General features: G+C 68.1%; 19 protein-coding genes and 1 riboswitch. Of the genes, 8 read left to right on the top strand and 11 right to left on the bottom strand.

Translation table 11 applies throughout. From position 1 onward, the window contains the following. The 4 genes from DPV74_RS26805 to DPV74_RS26790 all read left to right on the top strand — a co-directional run. Positions 1 to 1,772, top strand: a 1,772-nt coding sequence (locus tag DPV74_RS26805) for an ExeM/NucH family extracellular endonuclease (protein WP_119338284.1), incomplete at its 5' end; no start/stop codon positions are given. Between the two features lie 285 nt (positions 1,773 to 2,057). Next, positions 2,058 to 2,444 (top strand): YqjD family protein, encoded by a 387-nt coding sequence (locus DPV74_RS26800; protein ID WP_021157600.1) that lies wholly within the window; start codon positions 2,058 to 2,060, stop codon positions 2,442 to 2,444. A gap of 64 nt (positions 2,445 to 2,508) precedes the next feature. Next, entirely contained in the window at positions 2,509 to 3,093 is a 585-nt protein-coding gene (locus DPV74_RS26795) for a YSC84-related protein (RefSeq protein WP_027791015.1), read from the top strand. Positions 3,094 to 3,343: 250 nt separating this feature from the next. Next, complete coding sequence (locus DPV74_RS26790; RefSeq protein WP_027791014.1) at positions 3,344 to 4,396, top strand: AI-2E family transporter; 1,053 nt, start codon at positions 3,344 to 3,346, stop codon at positions 4,394 to 4,396. A 43-nt stretch (positions 4,397 to 4,439) separates the two neighbouring features. Here DPV74_RS26790 and DPV74_RS26785 read toward each other — a convergent pair whose 3' ends face one another. The 6 genes from DPV74_RS26785 to DPV74_RS26760 all read right to left on the bottom strand — a co-directional run bounded on the left by DPV74_RS26785 (position 4,440) and on the right by DPV74_RS26760 (position 10,463). After that, positions 4,440 to 4,955 carry a thioesterase gene (locus DPV74_RS26785; protein ID WP_119338283.1) on the bottom strand — a complete coding sequence of 172 codons (516 nt, stop codon included), beginning with the start codon at positions 4,953 to 4,955 and terminating at the stop codon, positions 4,440 to 4,442. A 207-nt stretch (positions 4,956 to 5,162) separates the two neighbouring features. After that, the gene (locus DPV74_RS26780; RefSeq protein ID WP_119338282.1) at positions 5,163 to 6,179 is read right to left on the bottom strand and encodes an NADP-dependent oxidoreductase; all 1,017 of its coding nucleotides are present in this window, start codon (positions 6,177 to 6,179) and stop codon (positions 5,163 to 5,165) included. Between the two features lie 37 nt (positions 6,180 to 6,216). Further along, the gene (locus tag DPV74_RS26775) at positions 6,217 to 7,005 is read right to left on the bottom strand and encodes an SDR family oxidoreductase (protein ID WP_048022225.1); all 789 of its coding nucleotides are present in this window, start codon (positions 7,003 to 7,005) and stop codon (positions 6,217 to 6,219) included. 468 nt (positions 7,006 to 7,473) lie between these two features. Further along, on the bottom strand, positions 7,474 to 8,064 hold the full coding sequence (locus tag DPV74_RS26770; protein WP_119338281.1) for a phosphatase PAP2 family protein: 591 nt from the start codon (positions 8,062 to 8,064) through the stop codon (positions 7,474 to 7,476). Positions 8,065 to 8,145: 81 nt separating this feature from the next. Further along, entirely contained in the window at positions 8,146 to 9,462 is a 1,317-nt protein-coding gene (locus DPV74_RS26765; protein WP_059693895.1) for an Nramp family divalent metal transporter, read from the bottom strand. Further along, a complete protein-coding gene (locus tag DPV74_RS26760; RefSeq protein ID WP_119338280.1) occupies positions 9,411 to 10,463 on the bottom strand; it encodes a helix-turn-helix domain-containing protein in 1,053 nt (350 codons plus the stop codon). The genes DPV74_RS26765 and DPV74_RS26760 overlap by 52 nt, the downstream gene beginning before the upstream one ends. Before the next feature lie 498 nt (positions 10,464 to 10,961). Between DPV74_RS26760 and DPV74_RS26755 the strand changes: the two genes are divergently transcribed. After that, entirely contained in the window at positions 10,962 to 11,885 is a 924-nt protein-coding gene (locus tag DPV74_RS26755; RefSeq protein WP_048022219.1) for a LysR family transcriptional regulator, read from the top strand. Positions 11,886 to 12,016: 131 nt separating this feature from the next. Further along, a complete protein-coding gene (locus DPV74_RS26750) occupies positions 12,017 to 12,418 on the top strand; it encodes an OsmC family protein (protein ID WP_027791007.1) in 402 nt (133 codons plus the stop codon). 104 nt (positions 12,419 to 12,522) lie between these two features. Here the strand turns inward: DPV74_RS26750 and DPV74_RS26745 are convergent, their stop codons facing one another. Next, positions 12,523 to 13,404 carry a Dyp-type peroxidase gene (locus DPV74_RS26745; protein WP_021157611.1) on the bottom strand — a complete coding sequence of 294 codons (882 nt, stop codon included), beginning with the start codon at positions 13,402 to 13,404 and terminating at the stop codon, positions 12,523 to 12,525. Positions 13,405 to 13,893: 489 nt separating this feature from the next. Between DPV74_RS26745 and DPV74_RS26740 the strand changes: the two genes are divergently transcribed. Together DPV74_RS26740 and DPV74_RS26735 are read left to right on the top strand one after the other, a co-directional pair. Further along, complete coding sequence (locus DPV74_RS26740) at positions 13,894 to 15,756, top strand: ABC transporter ATP-binding protein (RefSeq protein WP_059684495.1); 1,863 nt, start codon at positions 13,894 to 13,896, stop codon at positions 15,754 to 15,756. Between the two features lie 208 nt (positions 15,757 to 15,964). Beyond that, positions 15,965 to 16,678: a riboflavin synthase gene (locus DPV74_RS26735; RefSeq protein ID WP_027791004.1), complete on the top strand. Its 714-nt coding sequence runs from the start codon at positions 15,965 to 15,967 to the stop codon at positions 16,676 to 16,678. 14 nt (positions 16,679 to 16,692) lie between these two features. Here DPV74_RS26735 and DPV74_RS26730 read toward each other — a convergent pair whose 3' ends face one another. From DPV74_RS26730 to DPV74_RS26715, 4 genes are all read right to left on the bottom strand, one after another. Beyond that, on the bottom strand, positions 16,693 to 17,271 hold the full coding sequence (locus DPV74_RS26730) for a hypothetical protein (RefSeq protein WP_119338279.1): 579 nt from the start codon (positions 17,269 to 17,271) through the stop codon (positions 16,693 to 16,695). Further along, the gene (locus DPV74_RS26725) at positions 17,268 to 17,999 is read right to left on the bottom strand and encodes a shikimate kinase (protein ID WP_240440021.1); all 732 of its coding nucleotides are present in this window, start codon (positions 17,997 to 17,999) and stop codon (positions 17,268 to 17,270) included. The genes DPV74_RS26730 and DPV74_RS26725 overlap by 4 nt, the downstream gene beginning before the upstream one ends. Further along, a complete protein-coding gene (locus DPV74_RS26720; RefSeq protein ID WP_021157617.1) occupies positions 17,950 to 19,191 on the bottom strand; it encodes a voltage-gated chloride channel family protein in 1,242 nt (413 codons plus the stop codon). Before DPV74_RS26720 ends, DPV74_RS26725 begins: the two co-directional genes overlap by 50 nt. A gap of 79 nt (positions 19,192 to 19,270) precedes the next feature. Beyond that, positions 19,271 to 19,374, bottom strand: a riboswitch (Fluoride riboswitch). Positions 19,375 to 19,456: 82 nt separating this feature from the next. Beyond that, a partial coding sequence (locus tag DPV74_RS26715; RefSeq protein WP_276139576.1) for a chemotaxis protein CheB occupies positions 19,457 to 20,040 on the bottom strand: 584 nt, incomplete at its 5' end.

Raw genomic sequence — 20,040 nt, 5'->3', positions numbered from 1 at the left:
CGGTCAGCGCCGGCTGCGGCGGCGCAACCACGCCGATTGCCGACCTCCGCGGCGCCGGCGGCCCGTCGCCGCTGGCCGGGCAAACGACCTCGATCGAAGCGGTCGTCACCGCGGCATTCGCCGGTGCCGACGGCCTGGGCGGCTTCTTCGTCCAGCAGGCCGACGCGCAGCGACGGCACCGGCCGGGCGTCCCCGAAGGCGTGTTCGTGTACGCACCGAACGCGCGTGCGAAGGCCGGCGATCTCGTGCATCTCACGGGCCGCGTCGACGAGCGATACGGCCGGACGCAATTCACGCTGTCGGGCGACATGACCGTCTGCGCACGCGGGCAGACCGTCACCCCGGCGACGCTCACGCTGCCGGTCGCCACGCTATCGGTGCTGGCCGCGCATGAAAGCATGCGCGTGCGCCTGCCGCAAACGCTGACGGTCAGCGATACCCACGCACTCGGCCGCTACGGCAGCGTCGTCCTCAGCCACGGCCGGCTGCGCATCCCGACCCACATCGCACCGCCGGCCGAGGCCGCCGCGCTCGCGGCAGCCAACGCACTCAACCGCATCGTGCTCGACGACGGCTCGACCCGCCGCGATCCCGCAACCGTGCGCTATCCGCCCCCCGCGCTCAGCGCCGCCAACACGCTGCGCGCGGGCTACACGGTGCGCGGCGTCGAGGGTGTGCTCGAACTGCGCTACGGCGCATGGCGGCTGCAACCGGTGGCCGGCGCGGCGCCGCTCTTCGATGCCGCCTCGAACCCGCGTACCGATGCGCCGGCCCGTCATCCCGATGCCGACGCGCGCATCGTGTCGTTCAACGTATTCAACTATTTCAATGGTGACGGGCACGGCGGCGGATTCGATGCCCCGACCGGCCGAGGAGCGAAAACGCCCGCCGCGTTCGCGCGGCAGGAGGCGAAGATCGTTGCGGCATTGCGCGCGCTGCGTGCCGACGTGATCGGGCTGATGGAAATCGCGAACAACGGCCACGGCGACGCGAGCGCCGTGCGGCGTCTCGCCGCGCGGCTTGGCGAAGGCTGGCGCGCGGTCGATCCCGGCACCGCGCGGCTCGGCCGCGATGCAATCGCGGTCGCGCTGCTGTACGACAGCCGCACGATCGAGCCGGTCGGCCGCGCCGCGACCGTCTCGCTCGGCGGCCGGCATCGCCCGCCGCTCGCGCAGACATTCCGGCGCATCGGCGGCACGCGCGCGTTGACGGTCGCGGTCAATCACCTGAAATCGAAGAACTGCCCGGACGCGACCGGCGCCGATCTCGACCGGTCGGACGGCCAGGGCTGCTGGAACGCGGCGCGCACGCGGGCCGCCGTGCGCATCGCCGACTGGCTCGCCGGATCGCCGACCGGTGCCGCGGCCGATGGCGTACTGCTGGTCGGCGACCTGAACAGCTACGCGAAGGAAGATCCGGTTCGCGCGCTCGAGTCGCGCGGCTACGCGAACCTGGTGGCGCGCTTCGTCGGCGATGCTGCGTACAGCTACGTATTTCGCGGCGAGGCCGGCAGCCTCGATCACGCGCTCGCGACGCCGGCCCTGACCGCGCGCGTCAAAGCCGTGCACGTCTGGCACATCAACGCCGATGAGCCGTTTGCACTGCAACCCGTGCCCGATTACAAAACGGCCGCAGTTCGGTCGTCCTATTACGCACCCGACGCGTATCGATCGTCGGACCATGATCCCGTCGTCGTCGACCTCGCACTGGACAACGGCCCGCGAATGCCGGTCGCAGGCACAAACCCTGCTCGCCCGTACGGCGTCGATTAGTGCATTTGCATCAGCCCATCGCCTGCAATGGCACTATTTACCTGGCACCCCGGGCGACGCCATATTTACCGGACATTCACTTCGTATCGCTTCTTGTTGCACGCGTTTCGCCCATTTGAGAATTTTTTTCAATCTTCTCGCGGCCCCGCGTGGCGGGGCTTCCAGGCAATTCCGCCAACGAATTGAAAATTTGTCTCGAAACTCAACCGGGCCAAGCGAATCACATTAGTTGCTGGGATTCGTCTTATCTTCAAATTGGCCTTGAATCGAAGGAGGATAAACACCATGGCGCTCACTGACTCGATCGAACACAAGCTGGACCGCGGCCTGTCCGACATTCGTCGCACGGGCCGGCGCGTGGGACGCACGACGCGCTCGGCCGCCCGCGACCTGCATGCCGACGTCACCGACGATCTGCGCGGGCTGGTCGATGAACTCGAAGATCTGCTGAAAAACGACGGCGACGGCGATATCGCCGCGCTGCGCAAGCGCGTGCAATCCAGGCTCGATGAAGCACGCGGCGCGCTCGACCATGCGTCGGGCAGCGCAGCCGCCCGGCTGCGCGATTCCGCCGAACGCGTGTCGCAGGTCGTGCAAGACAACCCGTGGCAAACCGCCGGCGTCGTTGCCGGCCTCGCGTTCGTTGCGGGCCTGCTCCTTGCCCGCCGTTGAACGGAGCCGGCCGTCCCGCCGCCCGCCCCGTCCGTCATCAATCAGACAAAGAAGGAGAAACGCCATGCAGAAGACCTTTGCCATGAAAGCGGCCGCCGCCGTCCTGCTCGGCAGCCTCGCGCTCGCCGGCTGCACGACCACCCCGGACAAGCCGGAAGGCGCCGCGGCCAGCGCGTCGAAGCGCCAGTCGATCGACGCCAGCGTCAACGCGACGCTCTCGCGTCTCTATTCGACGGTGCCGGGCTCGCGTGAACTCGTCGCGAAATCGCGCGGCGTGCTCGTGTTCCCGAGCGTGCTGCAGGCCGGCTTCATCGTCGGCGGCCAGTCCGGCAACGGCGCGCTGCGCGTCGGCGGCAGCACGGTCGGCTACTACAACACGTCGTCGCTGTCGGTCGGCCTGCAGGCCGGCGCGCAGTCGAAGGCGATCGTGTTCCTGTTCATGACGCAGGATGCGCTCGACTCGTTCCGCAAGTCCGAAGGCTGGTCGGCCGGCGCCGACGCGTCGGTCGCGGTCGTGAAGGTCGGCGCGAACGGCGCGGTCGACTCCAACACGGCCACCGCACCGGTCGAGGTGCTGATCCTGACCAACGCCGGCCTGATGGGCGACCTGTCGGTGAACGGCACGAAGGTCACGAAGCTCAACATCTGACGATGCGGCACGCGGCGTTGCGCCGCGTTTGCTTCCCGGCAGCGCCGCGGCCTCGGCCGCGGCGTTTTCGCATGTGCCGCGCGTAGCCGCTATGATGGCGGCACCTTTGCGGGCATACTCCGGTTCGGGCCGCCCGGCGGATGGCCGCCCGCAGCGCGTTGCGCCGGGAACGCGTGACGATCGCGAACCGATCGCGCACGGGGCAACGAGATTCAATCAAACCACGCATCAATCTGCGCGAATGTCATCCATGGATAGCGGACACGACCACCAAAAATTCTTCTATTTCCTGCTGGCCGCGGTCACCGTCGGACTCTGCTGGATTCTCACGCCGTTCTCCGGCGCCGTGTTCTGGGGCACCATACTCGCGATCCTCTTCCAGCCCGTGCAGCGGTGGCTCGCCGCACGCTTCGGCAAGCGGCGCAACCTGGCCGCGCTCGTGACGCTGTCGCTGATCGTGCTGATCGTGATCCTGCCGCTCGTGTTCGTCGCCGCGACGCTCGTGCAGGAAATCGCGTACGTGTACCAGGAAATCAAGACCGCGCAGCCGAACTATTCGCAGTACTTCCAGGACATCATCCACGCGCTGCCTACGTCGATCCAGCACCTGCTGCAGAAATACGGCCTGAGCAACCTCCCGGGCATCCAGAAGAAGCTGACCGATGGCGCCGCGCAGATCAGCCAGCTCGCAGCAACCCAGGCGCTCAGCATCGGCCAGAACACCTTCCAGTTCGTCGTGAGCTTCGGCGTGATGCTGTACATGGTGTTCTTCCTGCTGCGCGACGGCGGCGAGATCGGCCGCCGCGTACGCCGCGCGCTGCCGCTCGACGACGAGCACAAGAACCTGCTGCTGGCCAAGTTCACGACGGTCGTGCGCGCGACGGTGAAGGGCAACATCGCGGTCGCGCTCGTGCAGGGCGCGCTCGGCGGCCTGATCTTCTGGATCCTCGGGATCGAAGGCGTCGTGCTGTGGGGCGCGCTGATGGCGTTCCTGTCGCTGCTGCCCGCGATCGGCGCGAGCCTCGTATGGGTGCCGGCCGCGCTCTACTTCCTGATGATCGGCGCGGTGTGGAAATGCGCGATCCTCGTCGCGTTCTGCGTGGGCGTGATCGGCCTCGTCGACAACCTGCTGCGCCCGATCCTCGTCGGCAAGGACACGAAGATGCCCGACTGGGTCGTGCTGATCTCGACGCTCGGCGGGATGGCGCTGTTCGGCATCACCGGCTTCGTGATCGGGCCGCTCGTCGCCGCGCTGTTCATGGCGAGCTGGGACATCTACGCACGCGCCGAACAGGGCGAATGACGCAACGCGTGGCCGCGTGCCACGCCCCTGCGGACATTCGCCGTCACGGATGACGAATGCGGATCACGACGGGCGCCACGGCGCCCGTCGCGTCATCCGCCGCGAGCGTCATCACGCCGCCATACGGACCCACGCGATACGGGCGGCCCGATACCAGCGGCACGCTTCGATCGTCGCGCGCATCGCGCCACGTTGCGCGCACACCCGACGCGGCATCCGGTACGAACGGCGCGCCGTCGGGCCCGACCAGCGCCACATGAGCCCCCGGCAAGCGCCGGCCATGTGCATCGAACCGCAGTGTGGCCACCGCACCGCCGCTCTCCACCTCGCGTCCCGGGACCACCACGCCCGACCGCGCGTCGAGCGTCACGTCGTAGAGATCGACGAGCGCGCCGGCAAACCGCACGATACCGCCCGGCGCGGCATGCCCGGCCGCCATTGCACTCGACGTCGCAAGCGCAACACCAAGCCCGATCGCCATCCTCGGCACAGTACCGGCGCGCCGCACCGTTCGATTGCGCGTCGCCGCCGATGCCGCCCGCTTCGCGTCGTTTCGCATGTTTACGCTCCTCTTCCGTGTAACCAGAAAAAAAGGCGACGTGACGCGTCGGTCACGCCGCCATCTGCTGGCAATCACTTTAGGGAGACACGCCCCGACAATATATGAGACAAGTCCGAAACTTAGGCCCGGTTGATCGAACGCATCATGGTCGACACCCCCTCGCGGCAGCGTGCGAACGACATCGCACGCCGTGCCGCGGGCCGGTCACGCGTCCGGATCGACGCGCAGCACGAGCTTGCCGCGATGGTCGCCGTCGAACAGGCGATTCAGCACGTCGGGCGCGTTTTCGAGACCGTCGGCAACCGTCTCCTCGGCCTTGAGCCGGCCGTCGCGCAGCCAGCCCGAGAGCGTCTGCACGGCCTCGCGGCTCTTGCGATAGTCGAGGATCAGGAAGCCGCGCATCGTCAGCCGCTTCGAGATCAGCACGCCGACGTCGTCCGCCGCACGGCCGCTGTTGTAGTTCGAGATCACGCCGCACAGCGCGACGCGCCCGCCGATCACCATCCGCGACAGTACCGCGCGCATCACCTCGCCGCCGACGTTCTCGAAATTCACGTGCACGCCGTCCGGCGTCGCGGCCTTCAGCTGCTGACGGAAATCGTCGGCCTTGTAGTCGACGGCCGCATCGAAGCCGAGCGTCTCGGTCAGGTAGCGGCACTTGTCCGCTCCGCCCGCGATACCGACCACGCGCGCGCCGTGGATCTTGCCGATCTGGCCGGCGATCGAGCCGACCGAACCGGCTGCCGCCGATACGACGAGCGTCTCGCCCGGCTGCACCGGCGCGATGTCGGTCAGCCCGTAATACGCGGTCAGTCCGCTCATCCCGCACGCACCGAGCAGCATCGGCAGCGGCAGGCCCGACTGCGCGGGCAGCTTCACGAGCTGCGCGGCCTGGTCGGCCGGCACGACCGCGTAGTCCTGCCAGCCGACGAGCCCCTGCACGAGATCGCCTTCCGCGAAACCCGCGTTGCGCGACGCCACCACGCGCCCGATGCCGAGCGCGCGCATCACCTCGCCGATCGCCACCGGCGGCAGGTACTGCGGCACGTCGCTCATCCACACGCGGTTGGTCGGGTCCATCGACAGGTACAGCACACGCACGAGCACCTCGCCGTCCGCGAGCGCCGGCACGGGCGCTTCGACGAGCGAGAAATGTTCACGGCCGACCCGCCCTTCCGGGCGCGTCTTCAGCAGCAGTTGGCGGTTCACGGGTGTGGACACGATGTACTCCTCCGGTCGTTGTTGTTCGGGATGCGCGTCAGACCGCGCACATGCCGCCGTCGATCACGAGTTCGGCGGCCGTCACGAAGCGGCTCTCGTCGGACGCAAGATAAACGGCCGCGTGCGCGACGTCGTCCGGCTCGCCGAGCCGGCGCAGTGGAATGCCGCGCGCGAGCTTGCGTGTCGCGTCGCGTTCGCCGAGCGTCTGGAACAGCGGCTCGACGATGCCCGTGCGGATGAACGCCGGGTGAATCGAGTTGCAGCGCACGTCGAGCTCGCGGCGTGCGCAGTCGATCGCGACCGACTTCGTGAGCGACGCGACGGCCGCCTTCGACGCGTTGTACGCGGTGAAATCCGGCTCGACCTTGAACGCGGCGACCGACGAGATGTTGATGATCGATGCGGGATGGCTTTCCGCCAGATACGACAGCGCATGCTTGCAGCCGAGCACGATGCTCTCGACGTTGATCGCCATCACGCGCCGCCATTCGTCCAGCTCGATTTGCGCGGGCGAGCCGATCGAGCCGACGCCCGCGTTGTTGACGAGCACCGACAGCCCGCCCATCGCGTCGACCGCCTGCGCGAGCAGCGCCTGCCAGCGCGCCTCGTCGCGCACGTCCTGCGTCGCGGCGAACGCGACCGGCGTCGCATGGCCCGCGTTGAGTTCCTGCGCGAACGCGTCGAGCACCGCCGCGTCGGCGATGTCGGTCACGAACACGCGCGCGCCCTGCTCGACCATCCGGCGCGCGATCGCGCGGCCGAGGCCGCCCGCGGCGCCCGTGATGTATGCGCACTTGCCGGCAAGGCGCGAAGAAACGACTGTCATGTGACCATCTCCTATCGTGAATCGTCGTCGCGGAACGCTGCCGCGACGGATGTTCCGTGCCGGTTCCCGCCAGCGCGGGCCGGTTGACCGTGCGTCGCCATCACGAGGCACCGCACGGTTTCCGCGAGTATATCGAGATGAGCGTGACGCGCGCCGGACACGCCGGGCAGCCTGCCCCGGTTGAACGACAGCCAGCGTACGCGAATGCCGCCGATCGATGAAATGAATCTTCGTTATGCCCGGTCATAGGCTCGACTCATGACCTTCGCGTGACGGCACGCACGCGCAAGCCGGCGCGGCCGGTCACGCAGACCGGCCGGTTCGTCGAATCGTGTAACGGCGAGGGTCGAGTTCCGCGCAGGCGAGGAAGCAATCGGGAAACGGGCGGCGAGGAATCGCGCGACCGCCGGGCGAATGCGGCAGGAAATCGGCAGGAAAGCGGCGCCGGCGCACCGCGGCCGGCGACCGTCAGAAACCGTCGCCCGACGGCGCGCGCACGAACGCGCAGAGTTGCGGCGAATGCGTGTCGATCATCTGCTGGAACGGCGCGCGGTGCCCGTACGCGATGCCTGACACGAGCAGCAGGCAGACGGCCGCGACGCGCGGCGAGAATGCGCACTGCCGCACACCGTCGTAGCCGCGCAGGAACACCAGCGCGACCAGCGCACCGAGCATCCAGCCGACGATCACTTCAGGAACGGTATGCGAATGATCGAACACGCGTGCGACGGCCGTGACCGCGCCGATGGCCAGCCCGGCCGCGATGCCGGGCACCTTGCCCGTCCGGAACGCCTGCCACAGCATCGACAGCGCGACGGTCCACACCGACGTCGACAGCATCGTGTGGCCGCTGATCACGCGGAAATCGAATTGCGGAAGCTCGATGCCGCACCCGGCATACAGGATCTTCGTGGCGCCGACGACGCTCATGCCGACGGCGAGCAGCACGCCCCAGCGGGCGGCGAGGCGCCAGTCGGTCAGCGCGAGCCAGGCCGCGCAGGTCAGCGCGATCGGCAAGGTCAGCGCGGCATCGCCGATGTTGCTGATTTCACTCCACATAACGGACTTCGGACGACGATCGAAAGGCCGCAGTTTACCGCATGCGCGCCGCGCGACTGTGTCAGCCTGTGACAGGCTGTATCAGCCCGCGACACCGGTAATCAGCAGCAGGTTCGTGCCGGTGATGACGACGAACAGCGCCCACGCGGCGGCCTGCATCCCGCGCCCGATCGTGTGCTCGCCCATCGTGCTGCGATCGCTGACCGAGCGGATCAGCGGCCACATCGCGAACGGCAGCTGCAGGCTCAGCAGCACCTGGCTCCATACCAGCAGTTTCCCGACCGAACCGTCGCCGAGCCACAGCACGCCGATCAGCGCGGGCACGAGCGCGAGCCCGCGCGTGATCAGCCGGCGCTGGTAGCACGGAATCTTCGTATGCAGGAAGCCGTCCATGATCACCTGGCCGGCGATCGTGCCGGTGAGCGTCGAACTCTGCCCCGACGCGAGCAGCGCGATGCCGAACAGCAGCGCGGCCGCGCCGCCCGCGATCGGTGTAATCAGGTTGTAGGCCTGCTCGATGTCGGTCACGTTGTGCTGGCCCGTCGCATGGAACGCCGCGCCCGCGACGATCAGGATCGCCGCGTTGACGAGCATCGCGACGAACAGCGACACGCAGGTATCGATGCGCACCAGCGCGAGCGTGTCGCGGATCACCCCGCGCGCCCCGCCGACCACCCGCCGCGTCTGCACGACCGATGAATGCAGGTACAGGTTGTGCGGCATGATCGTCGCGCCGACGATGCCGAGCGCGAGCACGATCGCGTCCTTGCGGTCGTGCCCCGGATCGCCCGGCACCAGCCCGCCGGCCACCGCGTGCCAGTCGGGCGGCGTGATCGCGACCTGCGCGACGAAGCAGAACGCCATCGTCGCGATCAGCGCGAGCACGATCGCCTCGATCTGCCGGAACCCCTTGCCCTGCAGGCCGAGCACGATCACCGTGTCGAGCGCGGTCAGCACGATCCCCCACGCGAGCGGCACGCCGAGCAGCAGCTTGAACGCGAGCGCGCAGCCGAGGACTTCCGCGATGTCGCACGCGATGATCGACACTTCGGCGGTCACCCACTGCACGATGCGACCGAACCGCCCGTAGCGGTCGTAGCTGGCCTGCGCGAGATCCCTGCCCGCCACGAGGCCGAGCCGCGCCGCGAGCATCTGCAGGAAGATCGCCGCGAGGCTCGAGAACGCGACGACCCACAGCAGCGAATAGCCGAACTGCGAGCCGGCCTGGATGTCGGTCGCCCAGTTGCCTGGATCCATGTAGCCGATCGCGACCAGCAGGCCGGGGCCGAAGAAGCGCTTGAGCTTCTGCCAGCGCGGCGCGCCGGCATCGATCGTGATGCTGCCCTTTACTTCCGACGGGCAGAAAGGGGCGGTGGCAGTGGTGGGGAGGAAGGACATGGAAACCGGGAATCGAAATCGCGACAGGACGATTCTACGGGTATCCGTCCGGTTTTTTCCCGCGCGGCGGCGCACGGGGCGCATTGCCCCCCGGCGCCGTCGCAGGCCTCCCCGTGCGCATCGGCCGGCGGGGCGCCGCGAGTGAGGATCCTTTCACGCTCGGAGACGCGATATTCGGTCGGCGACATCAGCATGCGCTGGCGGAACAGCTTCGCGAGCCGCTCGCCGCTGCCGAACCCGGTGCGGCGCGCGACCTTGTCGGCCGGCAGCGTCGTGTGGACCAGCATGTGGCAGGCGCGCTCGAGCCGCACGTGCTGGACGAATTCGGTCGGCGTCACGCCGATCTCCTTCTTGAAGCGCCGCAGGAAATTGCGCTCGCTCATCGCGGCGGCCTGCGCGGCGTTCGCGATCGAGATGCGGTTCACGCTCTGCGCGCGCAGCCGCTGCGCCGACATCCGGATCGACGGGCTCGCGCTCAGCTCGCGAAAGGCCCACATCGACTGCGCATAGCGCTGCTCGACCGGCCGCAGCATGTTGCTGGCGATCTCCTGCGCGGCGCCGTCGCCGAGATCGACGCGGAACATGTCGAGCACCGCGGCGAACACGTCGGCTTCCCCGGCCGGCAACTCGACCGTCGTGGCGACCCGGCGGCCGGCCCGGCCCGGCCGCCCTTCGATCGCCGTCGACGGTCGCTGCATGGCCGCGAGCGTCGGCAGGTCCATCGCGTCGACGATCCAGCGCGCATGACGGCGGATGTCGGTGAGGCGGCGCTGCAATGCGTCGTCCCAGTTGACGGCCGCACGGTCGCCGTGAAGATGAAAGAACGCGAGCGCGCGGCGACCGTGCTCGTCGCCGAGCGGATCGGCCGCGATGCTCACGCCGGACGACGACTGCAACAGCCCCCCGCTTTCGGATACGTACTTCAACTGATAGTCGGCACTGTGTGCGTGCAGGCGATTCGCCAGATTGAAAGCCTCGCCGATACGCGCGGCCTGGGCCAACGAAAACCCCGTACTCAAATAGATAACGACCCACCTCTGATCTGCTGCATTCACTGGCCAAGCCCCCGACTTGTTTCGACTTCTTCTAATACCGTCGAACTGTCAGGCTTATATTTGGTTTGAATGCGTGCGACAGGACGGCTATCCCGAAATATGAAGCGACGGCATCTTAGCCGAACGGGTCGCGGCTTTGGCGCGAAATGGCCGACGTGGACAGCATGATGGCGGATTACTACAGGCTGCCAGGGGTTGCTGGCGGGCCGGTGCGGAATTGCACGGGCCGATATCGCCAATTGTTACGATTGTGTACATCGAAATCCGTGCATTTTCACGACGACGAATTGCGTCGGGTATCCGGATAAATGCACAGTCGAATATCGGCGCAAACGATATCCCCATGTATTCAATACCGTCGATCGCCACGCAGGAAAGCCTGGGTATCCGTTGCCTGCGCATCCTTTAGAATCGCTCCACCATTCACCACGCCACCCGCGCCCCGTGCCCGCCGACCATCGTCTCGACCTGAACCTGTTTCGCGTGCTCGACGCCGTCTACGTGCATGGCGGCATCGGCGCGGCCGCCCGCGCGCTGCATCTCACGCAGCCGGCCGTCACGCACGCGCTCAACCGGCTGCGCGCGCATTTCGACGATCCGCTGTTCGTGCGCCAGGGCAACCGTGTTGTCGCAACCGAACGCACGCGCTCGATCATCACGGACGTGCAACTGCACCTGAAGGGTCTGCAAGGCACCGCGCGCGCGCCGTCGGCATTCGATCCCGCGACGCTCGACCTGAGCATCGCGGTGGGCATTCGCGACGTGCTCGAATCGATCGCGTTGCCGCGGATCGTCGCGGCGTTCGCCGACGAAGCGCCGGGCCTGCGGCTCGTGAGCCGTCGCATCGCGGTAGCCGGGATCGAACGCGAACTCGCATCGGGCAATCTCGATCTCGCCGTCGATCGCCGCGTGCCGACCGGCCCGCGCATCGCCACCGAACACCTGCTCGACGATTCGCTCGTCGTCGCACTGCGCCGCGATCATCCGCTTGCGCGCGAGCCGTTGCGGCGCGGCGACTATTTCGCGGCGCAGCATGTCGCGGTGTCGTCGCTCGGCGAGCCGCAATCGCTCGACGTGCTGCTCGGCAACGACGGCCGCTTTCGCGATATCCGGCTCACCTGTCAGCACTATTTCGCCGCGTGCCAGATCGCCGCGACCGGCAACCTGCTGGTCACGCTGCCGCACACCTATGCGTTGCGGATGGCCGCGATGCTGCCGATCGTCGTGCGGCCGCTGCCGTTGCGGCTCAAGCCGTTCCCGCTCCTCGCGTACTGGCACGAATCGCGCGACGCCGATCGCGCGCACCAGTGGGTACGCGAGCGCATCGCCGCGCTCGTGCGCAGCAGTGCCGGCGGCGCGGACGCGTAGCCGCATCGCGCGCGCCATCGCCGTCGCCATTGCCATCGGAGCGGTATGCTGACGGCTGCGCGCCGCCGCGCGGCGTCCACTTTCCACTTTCCGACTCCCTTTTTCCTTTTCCCGCTGACCGGAGACTTGCCATGTCGCTCATCCACGCCGCCGCCGTCCTCGACGCCGATGCGCCCGATTACGTCGTCCAGCTTCAGGCCGGCACCCACGCGCTGACCGGCGACGAAGCCCCACGCGAGGGCGGCCAGGATCGCGGGCCGGCGCCCTATGAATTCGTGCTGGCCGGCCTCGCGCAATGCACGGCCGCGACGCTGCGCATGTACATGCAGCGCAAGGCGTGGCCGGCCGCGCGTATCGGCGTGCGCACCGAGCTGCATGCCGATCGCGAAGGCACGCAGTACGTGCGCCGTGTCGTGACGCTCGACGGCCCGCTCGACGATGCGCAACGCCAGCGCCTCGCCGAAATCTGCGAGAAAACGCCGGTCACGCAGTTCATCAAGCGCGGCACGCGGATCGACACGACGTTGAACTGACACGCAACGCACACGACTCAAGATCACCGCGCAAATCGCCGCGCAAAAGGAAACGGGGGCCGCGCACGATGCGCGGCCCCCCGTTCGTCGCTCCCGTCAGGCGCTTACAGTCCGAGCGCGGACAGGTCGAGCTTGCCGTCCTTCATCGGCGGGCACCAGAAATACGCGCCCGTCAGCGGCCGCGTGAAGCGGAACAGGCCGTCGACGATCCCGTCTTCCGCGCCGCTCATCCGGCGCATCTGCACGTCGAACGCGCGGAACGAGCAGCCGAACGCCACGAAGTAGAGCCCCGCGCGGCGCGCGTCCGACCACGGCGACGAACGGCGCAGCATGAACGCTTCGGGCTCGAAGCTTTCCTGCGCGGTACGCTTCACGTGCGCGAACTCGGGTGCGTCGTCGAGTTCTTCGTTGTCCGAGCGGCGGCGCCCGATGATGTTGTCCATGTCGCCCGACGGAATGCGCTCCATCTGCTCGAAGTCGTGCAGCCATTGCTGGACCGCGACGAAGCTCGCACCGTCGAGCCCCGCGCCCTGCCCTGTCACGATCGCCGCGGCCACGGCTTCGTCGCCTTCGGGGTTCTCGGTGCCGTCCTCGTAGCCGGACAGGTCGCGATCGTTCGAATAACGGAAACCGTCGACCGCATCCTGCAACGCGAACGCCGGCGCCAGCGCGCGTTCGATCGCCCGCGCGCGCAGCACGATCTCGCCGCGATCGTCGCCGCGCAGCCAGACCCACACGTCGGCCGGCGTCGCCGGCAGCGTGCGGTCCTTCACCGCGAACGCCGGGAATCCGGTCAGGCCCGGCACCGGGTGACCGAGGTGCGCCGCCAGCGCATGTCCGAACCCGACGACCGTGTCGCGTCCGTCGACGATCTCGCGCAGCGCGGCCAGCGCCGCCGCCACATTGCCGTCGTTCGACATCGTGAAAGTGAGGTATCGGGCCGCCGTATCGATCGGGGTCAGGATGCCTTGCTGAACGTCGCTCATCGTTTCCTCAGGAATGTATCGTGGTGAATCTGCGAGGGCCGCGGCGCGGTGCGCCGCAAACGTCGAAGTGTAATCGATGCGTGTGCCGGCCCCTGCGCTGCCGCACTGTGGAAGGCCCGCAAAAGAAGGGCCGAAGCCCTGAATACTAACCGTATCGACGCTGCAACGCGGCATTCGTCAGACGTTGCGGGGCGCGCGGCACTGCTGATAGAATCTTTCCACGTCTTTTCGGCGTCCTTTCAACCGTTCACTTCAGGGGAGGTGCAGATGTTCCGAATGCCAGCAACCTTCCCGAACGTGGTCCCACGGCGCAGCTGATCCAGCCCGCCGTCCGCGCCGGCTCCCGAGTTTTCTGCTAACCCGTCAGCCGCGCCGTTTCCCGACAGCCCGTTTCGTTTCGCCGCACGGTTTCCGCGCGGCCCGGCTGTTGCGTTTTCGATGTTCGCCCAACCGGAAAGCCCCGTCGCGCGATGCGCCGGGCAACGATAAATGACCAGAAAAACCACCCATCTGGGCGGCCAGGCATTCCAGGCCGTCTTCGGCTTCACCTTCCGTTACTGGCGCAAGCAGCCGGCCCGCACTGCCACGGTCGCGAGCCTCGCGCTGCTCGCCGCGCTCGCCGACGTGCTCACGCCGCTGTTCGCCGGCCGCCTCGTCGACGCGCTGTCGACCGGCCTGACCGACCGCGCCGCCGCGTGGCATGCGGCCCTCGTCGCGTTCGGCACGCTCGCCGCGCTCGGCCTCGGCGCGACGGTGCTGCGACAAGGCGTCTACCTGAACATCATCACGCTCACGCTGAAGATGATGAGCGAGATCGCGGCCGCGTCGTTTCATCGCGTGCAGCGCTTCTCGACCGACTGGCACGCGAACAGCTTCGCGGGCTCGACCGTGCGCAAGATCACGCGCGGCATCTGGGCGCTCGACCTGCTGAACGACACCGTGCTGATCGCGCTGTTGCCGTCGGTCACGATGCTCGTCGGTGCAACCGTGCTGCTCGGCACGCACTGGCCCGTGATGGGGCTCGTCGTCGGCGCGGGTTCGCTGCTGTACATCACGGTGACGGTTGCGGTGTCGCTCGGCATCGTCGCGCCGGCCGCCCGCCTCGGCAACCTGTGGGATACGCGCATGGGCGGCGCGCTCGCCGATGCCGTGAGCTGCAACGCGGTCGTGAAGGCATTCGGCGCGGAAACGCGCGAGGAAGCGCGGCTCGCCCGCGTGATCGGCAAGTGGCGGCAACGCACGCGCCGCACGTGGGTGCGCGGCACGCTCAACGGCGGGTTGCAGGGCGCGATGCTCGTCGCGATGCAGGCCGCGATGATCGGCGTCGCGCTGCGGCTGTGGGCGAACGACGAGGCGAGCGTCGGCGACATCGCGTTCGCGCTGACGATGTTCTTCATGCTGCAGGGCTACCTGCGCGACGTCGGCATGCACATCCGCAACCTGCAGCGCTCGGTCAACGACATGGAAGAACTCGTCGCGCTCGAACGCCAGCCGCTCGGCATCGACGATCGTCCCGGCGCGCCGGCCATCCGGATCGGGCAAGGCGAGATCCGCTTCGAGCACGTGACGTTCCGCTACGGCAACCATCCGGTGCCGCTGTACGACGATTTCTCGATGCGCATCGCGCCGGGCGAGCGGGTGGGCCTCGTCGGCCACTCGGGGTCGGGCAAGACGACGTTCATCAAGCTGATCCAGCGCCTGTACGACGTGTCGGGCGGCCGCATCACGATCGACGGCCAGGACATCGCGCAGGTCCGGCAGGATTCGCTGCGCAGCCAGATCGCGATCGTCCAGCAGGAGCCCGTGCTGTTCCACCGTACGCTCGCCGAGAACATCGCGTATGCACGCCCCGACGCGAGCCGGGCCGACATCGAGCGCGCCGCGCGGCTCGCCAGCGCGCACGACTTCATCGCCGCGCTGCCGGACGGCTATGACACGCTGGTCGGCGAACGCGGGATCAAGCTGTCGGGCGGCGAACGCCAGCGGGTCGCGATCGCGCGTGCCTTCCTCGCCGATGCGCCGATCCTGATCCTCGACGAAGCCACGTCGAGCCTCGACAGCGAAAGCGAGCTGCTGATCCAGCAGGCGATGGAGCGGCTGATGGTCGGTCGCACGACGCTGGTGGTCGCACACCGGCTGTCGACCGTGCGCGCGCTCGACCGGCTGCTGGTGCTCGACCGCGGCAAGGTGATCGAGGAAGGCAGCCACGACGCGCTGATCCGCATCGACGGCGGCATCTATCGCCGGCTGTTCGAGCGGCAGGCGCTCGAACTCGCGAAGGGGCTCGCCGATTCGCCGCGGCGCACGGCGGACAATCATGCCGGGCCGCTCGGCGAGCCGGCCGAGGCGTGACGCAAGAAAGGCGCGACGCGCGCCGGTGGTGCGGTCATCACCGCCGGCGCGCGTCGACAAATGGATCCGGATCGAGGCCGTGCCAGGTGCACGGCCTTTTTTTCGGCCGCGAATTCCGCCCGCCCCTCCGCAAGCCGCGCGCCGCCAGGCCGCCTCTTCCGGTATCCCTTATCATGTGGGCCAGCAAGTTTGCGACAAGGGATCGACCATGTTTACAGGAATTGTCCAGGGCGTTGCCACCATCAAGACCATCGCCGACCACGGGGAACTGAGAACCTTCAGCATCGAATTCCCGGAACGGTTTACCGACGACATCGAGATCGGCGCCAGCGTCTCGGTCGACGGCGTCTGCCTGACGGTGACGACCATCCATTCGCCGGAACTGATCGACTTCGACGTGATGCTGCCGAGCCTGAAAATCACCACGCTGGCCGACCTCACGACAGGCGCGCGGATCAACGTGGAGCGGGCCGCGAAGGACGGCGCGGAGATCGGCGGGCATCCGCTGTCCGGCCATGTCGACTTCACCGGGACCATCCGGCACATCGCATCGTCCGAGCATAACCGGATGGTGCGCATCGGCGTGCCGGACGCATTCAAGCGGTACGTGTTCGCAAAGGGCTATATCGCGATCAACGGCTGCAGCCTGACGGTGTCCGACGTCAACCGCGACGAAGGCTGGTTCGATGTCTGGCTGATTCCCGAAACGCGACGCGCCACGACCTTCGATGCGAAGGGCGTCAACGACACGGTCAACATCGAGATCGAGCGCAGCACGCAGGTGGTCGTGGACACGATCCGGGAATCGGTCAAGGAAACGCTCGGCGAACTGAACGGTGTCGTCACGGCGTTGCTGGCCGAAAAGGGCATCGATATCGAGGAATTGCTGGCGCGCCATGTCGCGCGCCTGCCGAAGCAGTAACGGTTGCCGGCGCGCTAGGTGATCCGCTGGATCACCGAGTACCGGCCGCCGTCGCAAAACACCTCGACCCACGGCTCCGCTTCCTCGAACGTCCAGAGGACGAGATCGAGATCGACCGGTTCGTCGTCGTCGGGCCAGCGCATGTTCCACCCGCCCGCGACGGCGACCGCCCCGCCCGTGTAGAGCGGGCATTGCGCCATCCACTCACGCTCGTAGTCGTGTGCCGCGATGCCCTTGAAGTTGCTGTTGAATCCCCAGTCGCGTTGCCAGCCGTGCGCGTCGAGATAGGCGTCGATCGCGGCTGAGCCGAAGCGGAACACCGCTTCGACCGGCGGGAGCGACGTAGCGTCGGATCGGCACAGCGGGCGGTCCGACCGGACGGGTTGCGCGGCGGTTTCCGCGCGGCCCGATGTCCCGCCCTCGTCGAGATACACGTTCAGCCAGGTGCCGTCCCGCTCGACGGAGACGCACGGCGCGCCTGCTTCAACGCCATGCCAGTAGCCGGTGACGGGTTCCCCGCCACTCGCGAAGCGATATTGACGGCATGGCCTGGCGAGGCGCCGCGCTTCGATCAGAAAGTCTTCCAGCGTCATCGAATGTCGTGCTCCCGGTTTCCGGCACCGCGGGTGCCGCATGGATGCGTCGGGCCGCCGCCCGCGACCGGACACGGATCGTGTTCACTCGACGGCATCGACGCCACGATGAAGCGTTCGATGTCGCCCGCCACGTGGTCGGGCGTGCCGTCGCTCGAGAACCGCCTGCAGTTCAGGCGCATGAAGGCGGGAAACCGGTCGCGGATCTTGCGCATCTCGTCGGCTTCGTTCGCGTTCAGATAAGGCCGGGACATTTGCCGGGCCACGACCGTTTTCGCGCAGCGTTCGAGATCGAACGAAGGCAACAGGAGCGCGGTCAAGCCGTCCTCCTCGATGTCACGGCGAAGTGCCGGATAGGCCGGCGCGACATCGTCCGGATACAGCATGAACCCGGACGACACCGCGCAGATCGCAGGCGCCGACAGGTCACGCTTGAGTTGCTCGTACAGCCGGACGTTGTGCGACGCATATTCGGCATAACCGCGCTCCCGGATGAAATCGGCGATGTTCCCGTGCTCCGCCAGGAAACATCGATCCACATCGACGAACCGCCAGTTCAGGCGCTCCGCGACGATCGCGCCGACCGTGGTCTTGCCGGCGCCGCCCGGGCCGATCAGATGTACCAGCAACGACACCTTCCCCCTCCCGCAAGCACCGCGACGCATTGCCTCGCCCGCATCATTCGGCTTCGGCCTGTGCGCCCTTGCCCACCGCCACGCGCTGCGCACGATAAATCCCCGCGTGCCCCGAGAACAGATACGCAACGACACACGCGACGATCGCATACACGCCGATATCCGCCCCGAACAGTTCGATCGCCATGATCGTCGACGCGATCGGCGTGTTGGCCGCGCCCGCGAACACCGCGACGAAGCCGAGCCCCGCGAGCACGGGCACCGGCAGCGCCAGCACCTGGCCGAGCGCGTTGCCGAGCGTCGCGCCGATGTAGAACAGCGGCGTCACTTCGCCGCCCTTGAACCCCGACGCGAGCGTGACGACGGTGAACGCGAACTTGCCCGCGAAGTCGTAGAGCGGCAACGGGCCGTGAAACGCGGCCTCGATCGTCGGGATGCCGAGGCCGAGATACTGCGGCACGTTCAACGCGGTGGCAGCCGCGGCGACCAGCAGGCCGCCGAGCACCGGCTGCAGCGGTGCATAACGGATGACGCGGCGGAACCACGCGGTCAGCGCATGCGTCGCGAACGCGAACAGCCGCCCGACCACGCCGAACGCCACGCCCGCGACGACCGTCACGGCCAGCCCCGTCGCCGACACGGCCGGCACGAACGGAATCGCATAGGCCGTGTGATGCACGCCCCACGCGCGGCAGACGACATCCGCGACGATCGCGGATGCGACACAGGTCAGCAGCGCGTCGTACCGCACGCGCCCGATCGCCAGCACCTCGAGCCCGAACACGGCGCCCGCGAGCGGCGTGCCGAACACCGATGCGAAACCGGCCGCGATGCCGCCCATCAGCAGCACGCGGCGATGTTCGCGATCGAGACGGAACACGTGCGTGACGCGATCGGCGAGCGCGCCGCCCATCTGCACGGCCGTGCCCTCGCGGCCGGCCGAGCCGCCGAACAGGTGCGTGACGACGGTCGCGACGAGCACGAGCGGCGCCATCCGTTTCGGCACGAGCGCTTTCGGGTCGTGGATTTCGTCGATCAGCAGGTTGTTGCCGCGCGCGACGGACTGGCCGAAGCGATGGTAGATCCAGCCGGTCGCGAAACCGGCCGCCGGCAGCCCCCACAGCAGCCACGGATGCGCGACGCGCGTGCCGGTCGCCCAATCGAGCGCGATCAGGAACAAGGCGGAAGCCGTGCCGGCCAGTGCGCCAAGCAGGGCCGAGAGCGCGAGCCAGCGGCACACGTAGCGCACGGTCGCGAGAAGATCGGCAGAAGTCGTGAAGAACATGATTTCCAGATTCGACGGAACATCAAAACCTGGGCGGCAGAATACCGCATGGACGGCCTGCGACCTCCTGACGACCCAGGAACACGCAGGCATCATCAGCCGGGCTTACCGGCGGTTGAGGGCCGCACCGTGCGCAACGCGCCGCGTACGACCGCAGGGAGGCATGCCATCTCCGCAGGCCGCCATTGTACGCGAGTACGCGACGCCCGCAATGCGGCCGCCGGCGCAGCGGAACGGGACGGCGCCGCCGGCCCGTCGAGCGCCGTCAGTCGCGCAGCGGACGCGTGATGCGCGAGATCAGCTGGGGCGCGATCCGTTCGAGCGGCAGGATCGCCGACGCCGCCCCGATCGCGGCGGCCGCCTTCGGCATTCCGTACACGGCGCTCGTCGCTTCGTCCTGCGCGATCGTGTGACAGCCCTTCGCGCGCATCGCCTTCAGGCCGAGCGCGCCGTCGCGCCCCATGCCCGTCAGCAGCACGCCGAACGCTTCGCCCTGCCAGCCGTCGGCGACGCTGTTGAAGAACACGTCGATCGACGGCCGGTACGGTGTCTCGACCGGATGCCGCGTATAACCGAGCACGCCGCGCGGCGACAGGTAGAGGTGATCGTTGGTCGCCGCGAGCAGCACCTCGCCGGCCTGCGGCACGCTGCCCTGCCGCGCGACGCGCACCGGCAGCCGCGTATAGCCGTCGAGCCACTCGGCCATCCCGAGCGCGAACGCCTGGTCGACATGCTGGACGATCACGATCGCCGCCGGAAAGTCGGCCGGCAGCGCGCGCAGCAGCGCGGTCAGCGCGGTCGGCCCGCCCGCCGACGCGCCGATCGCGACGAGCGTCGGCTGGCCGCGCT

The sequence above is a fragment of the Burkholderia sp. HAN2018 genome, assembly GCF_024704855.1.
Lineage (GTDB): Bacteria > Pseudomonadota > Gammaproteobacteria > Burkholderiales > Burkholderiaceae > Burkholderia > Burkholderia cepacia.
This window is presented reverse-complemented; position numbering and strand designations above follow the sequence as displayed.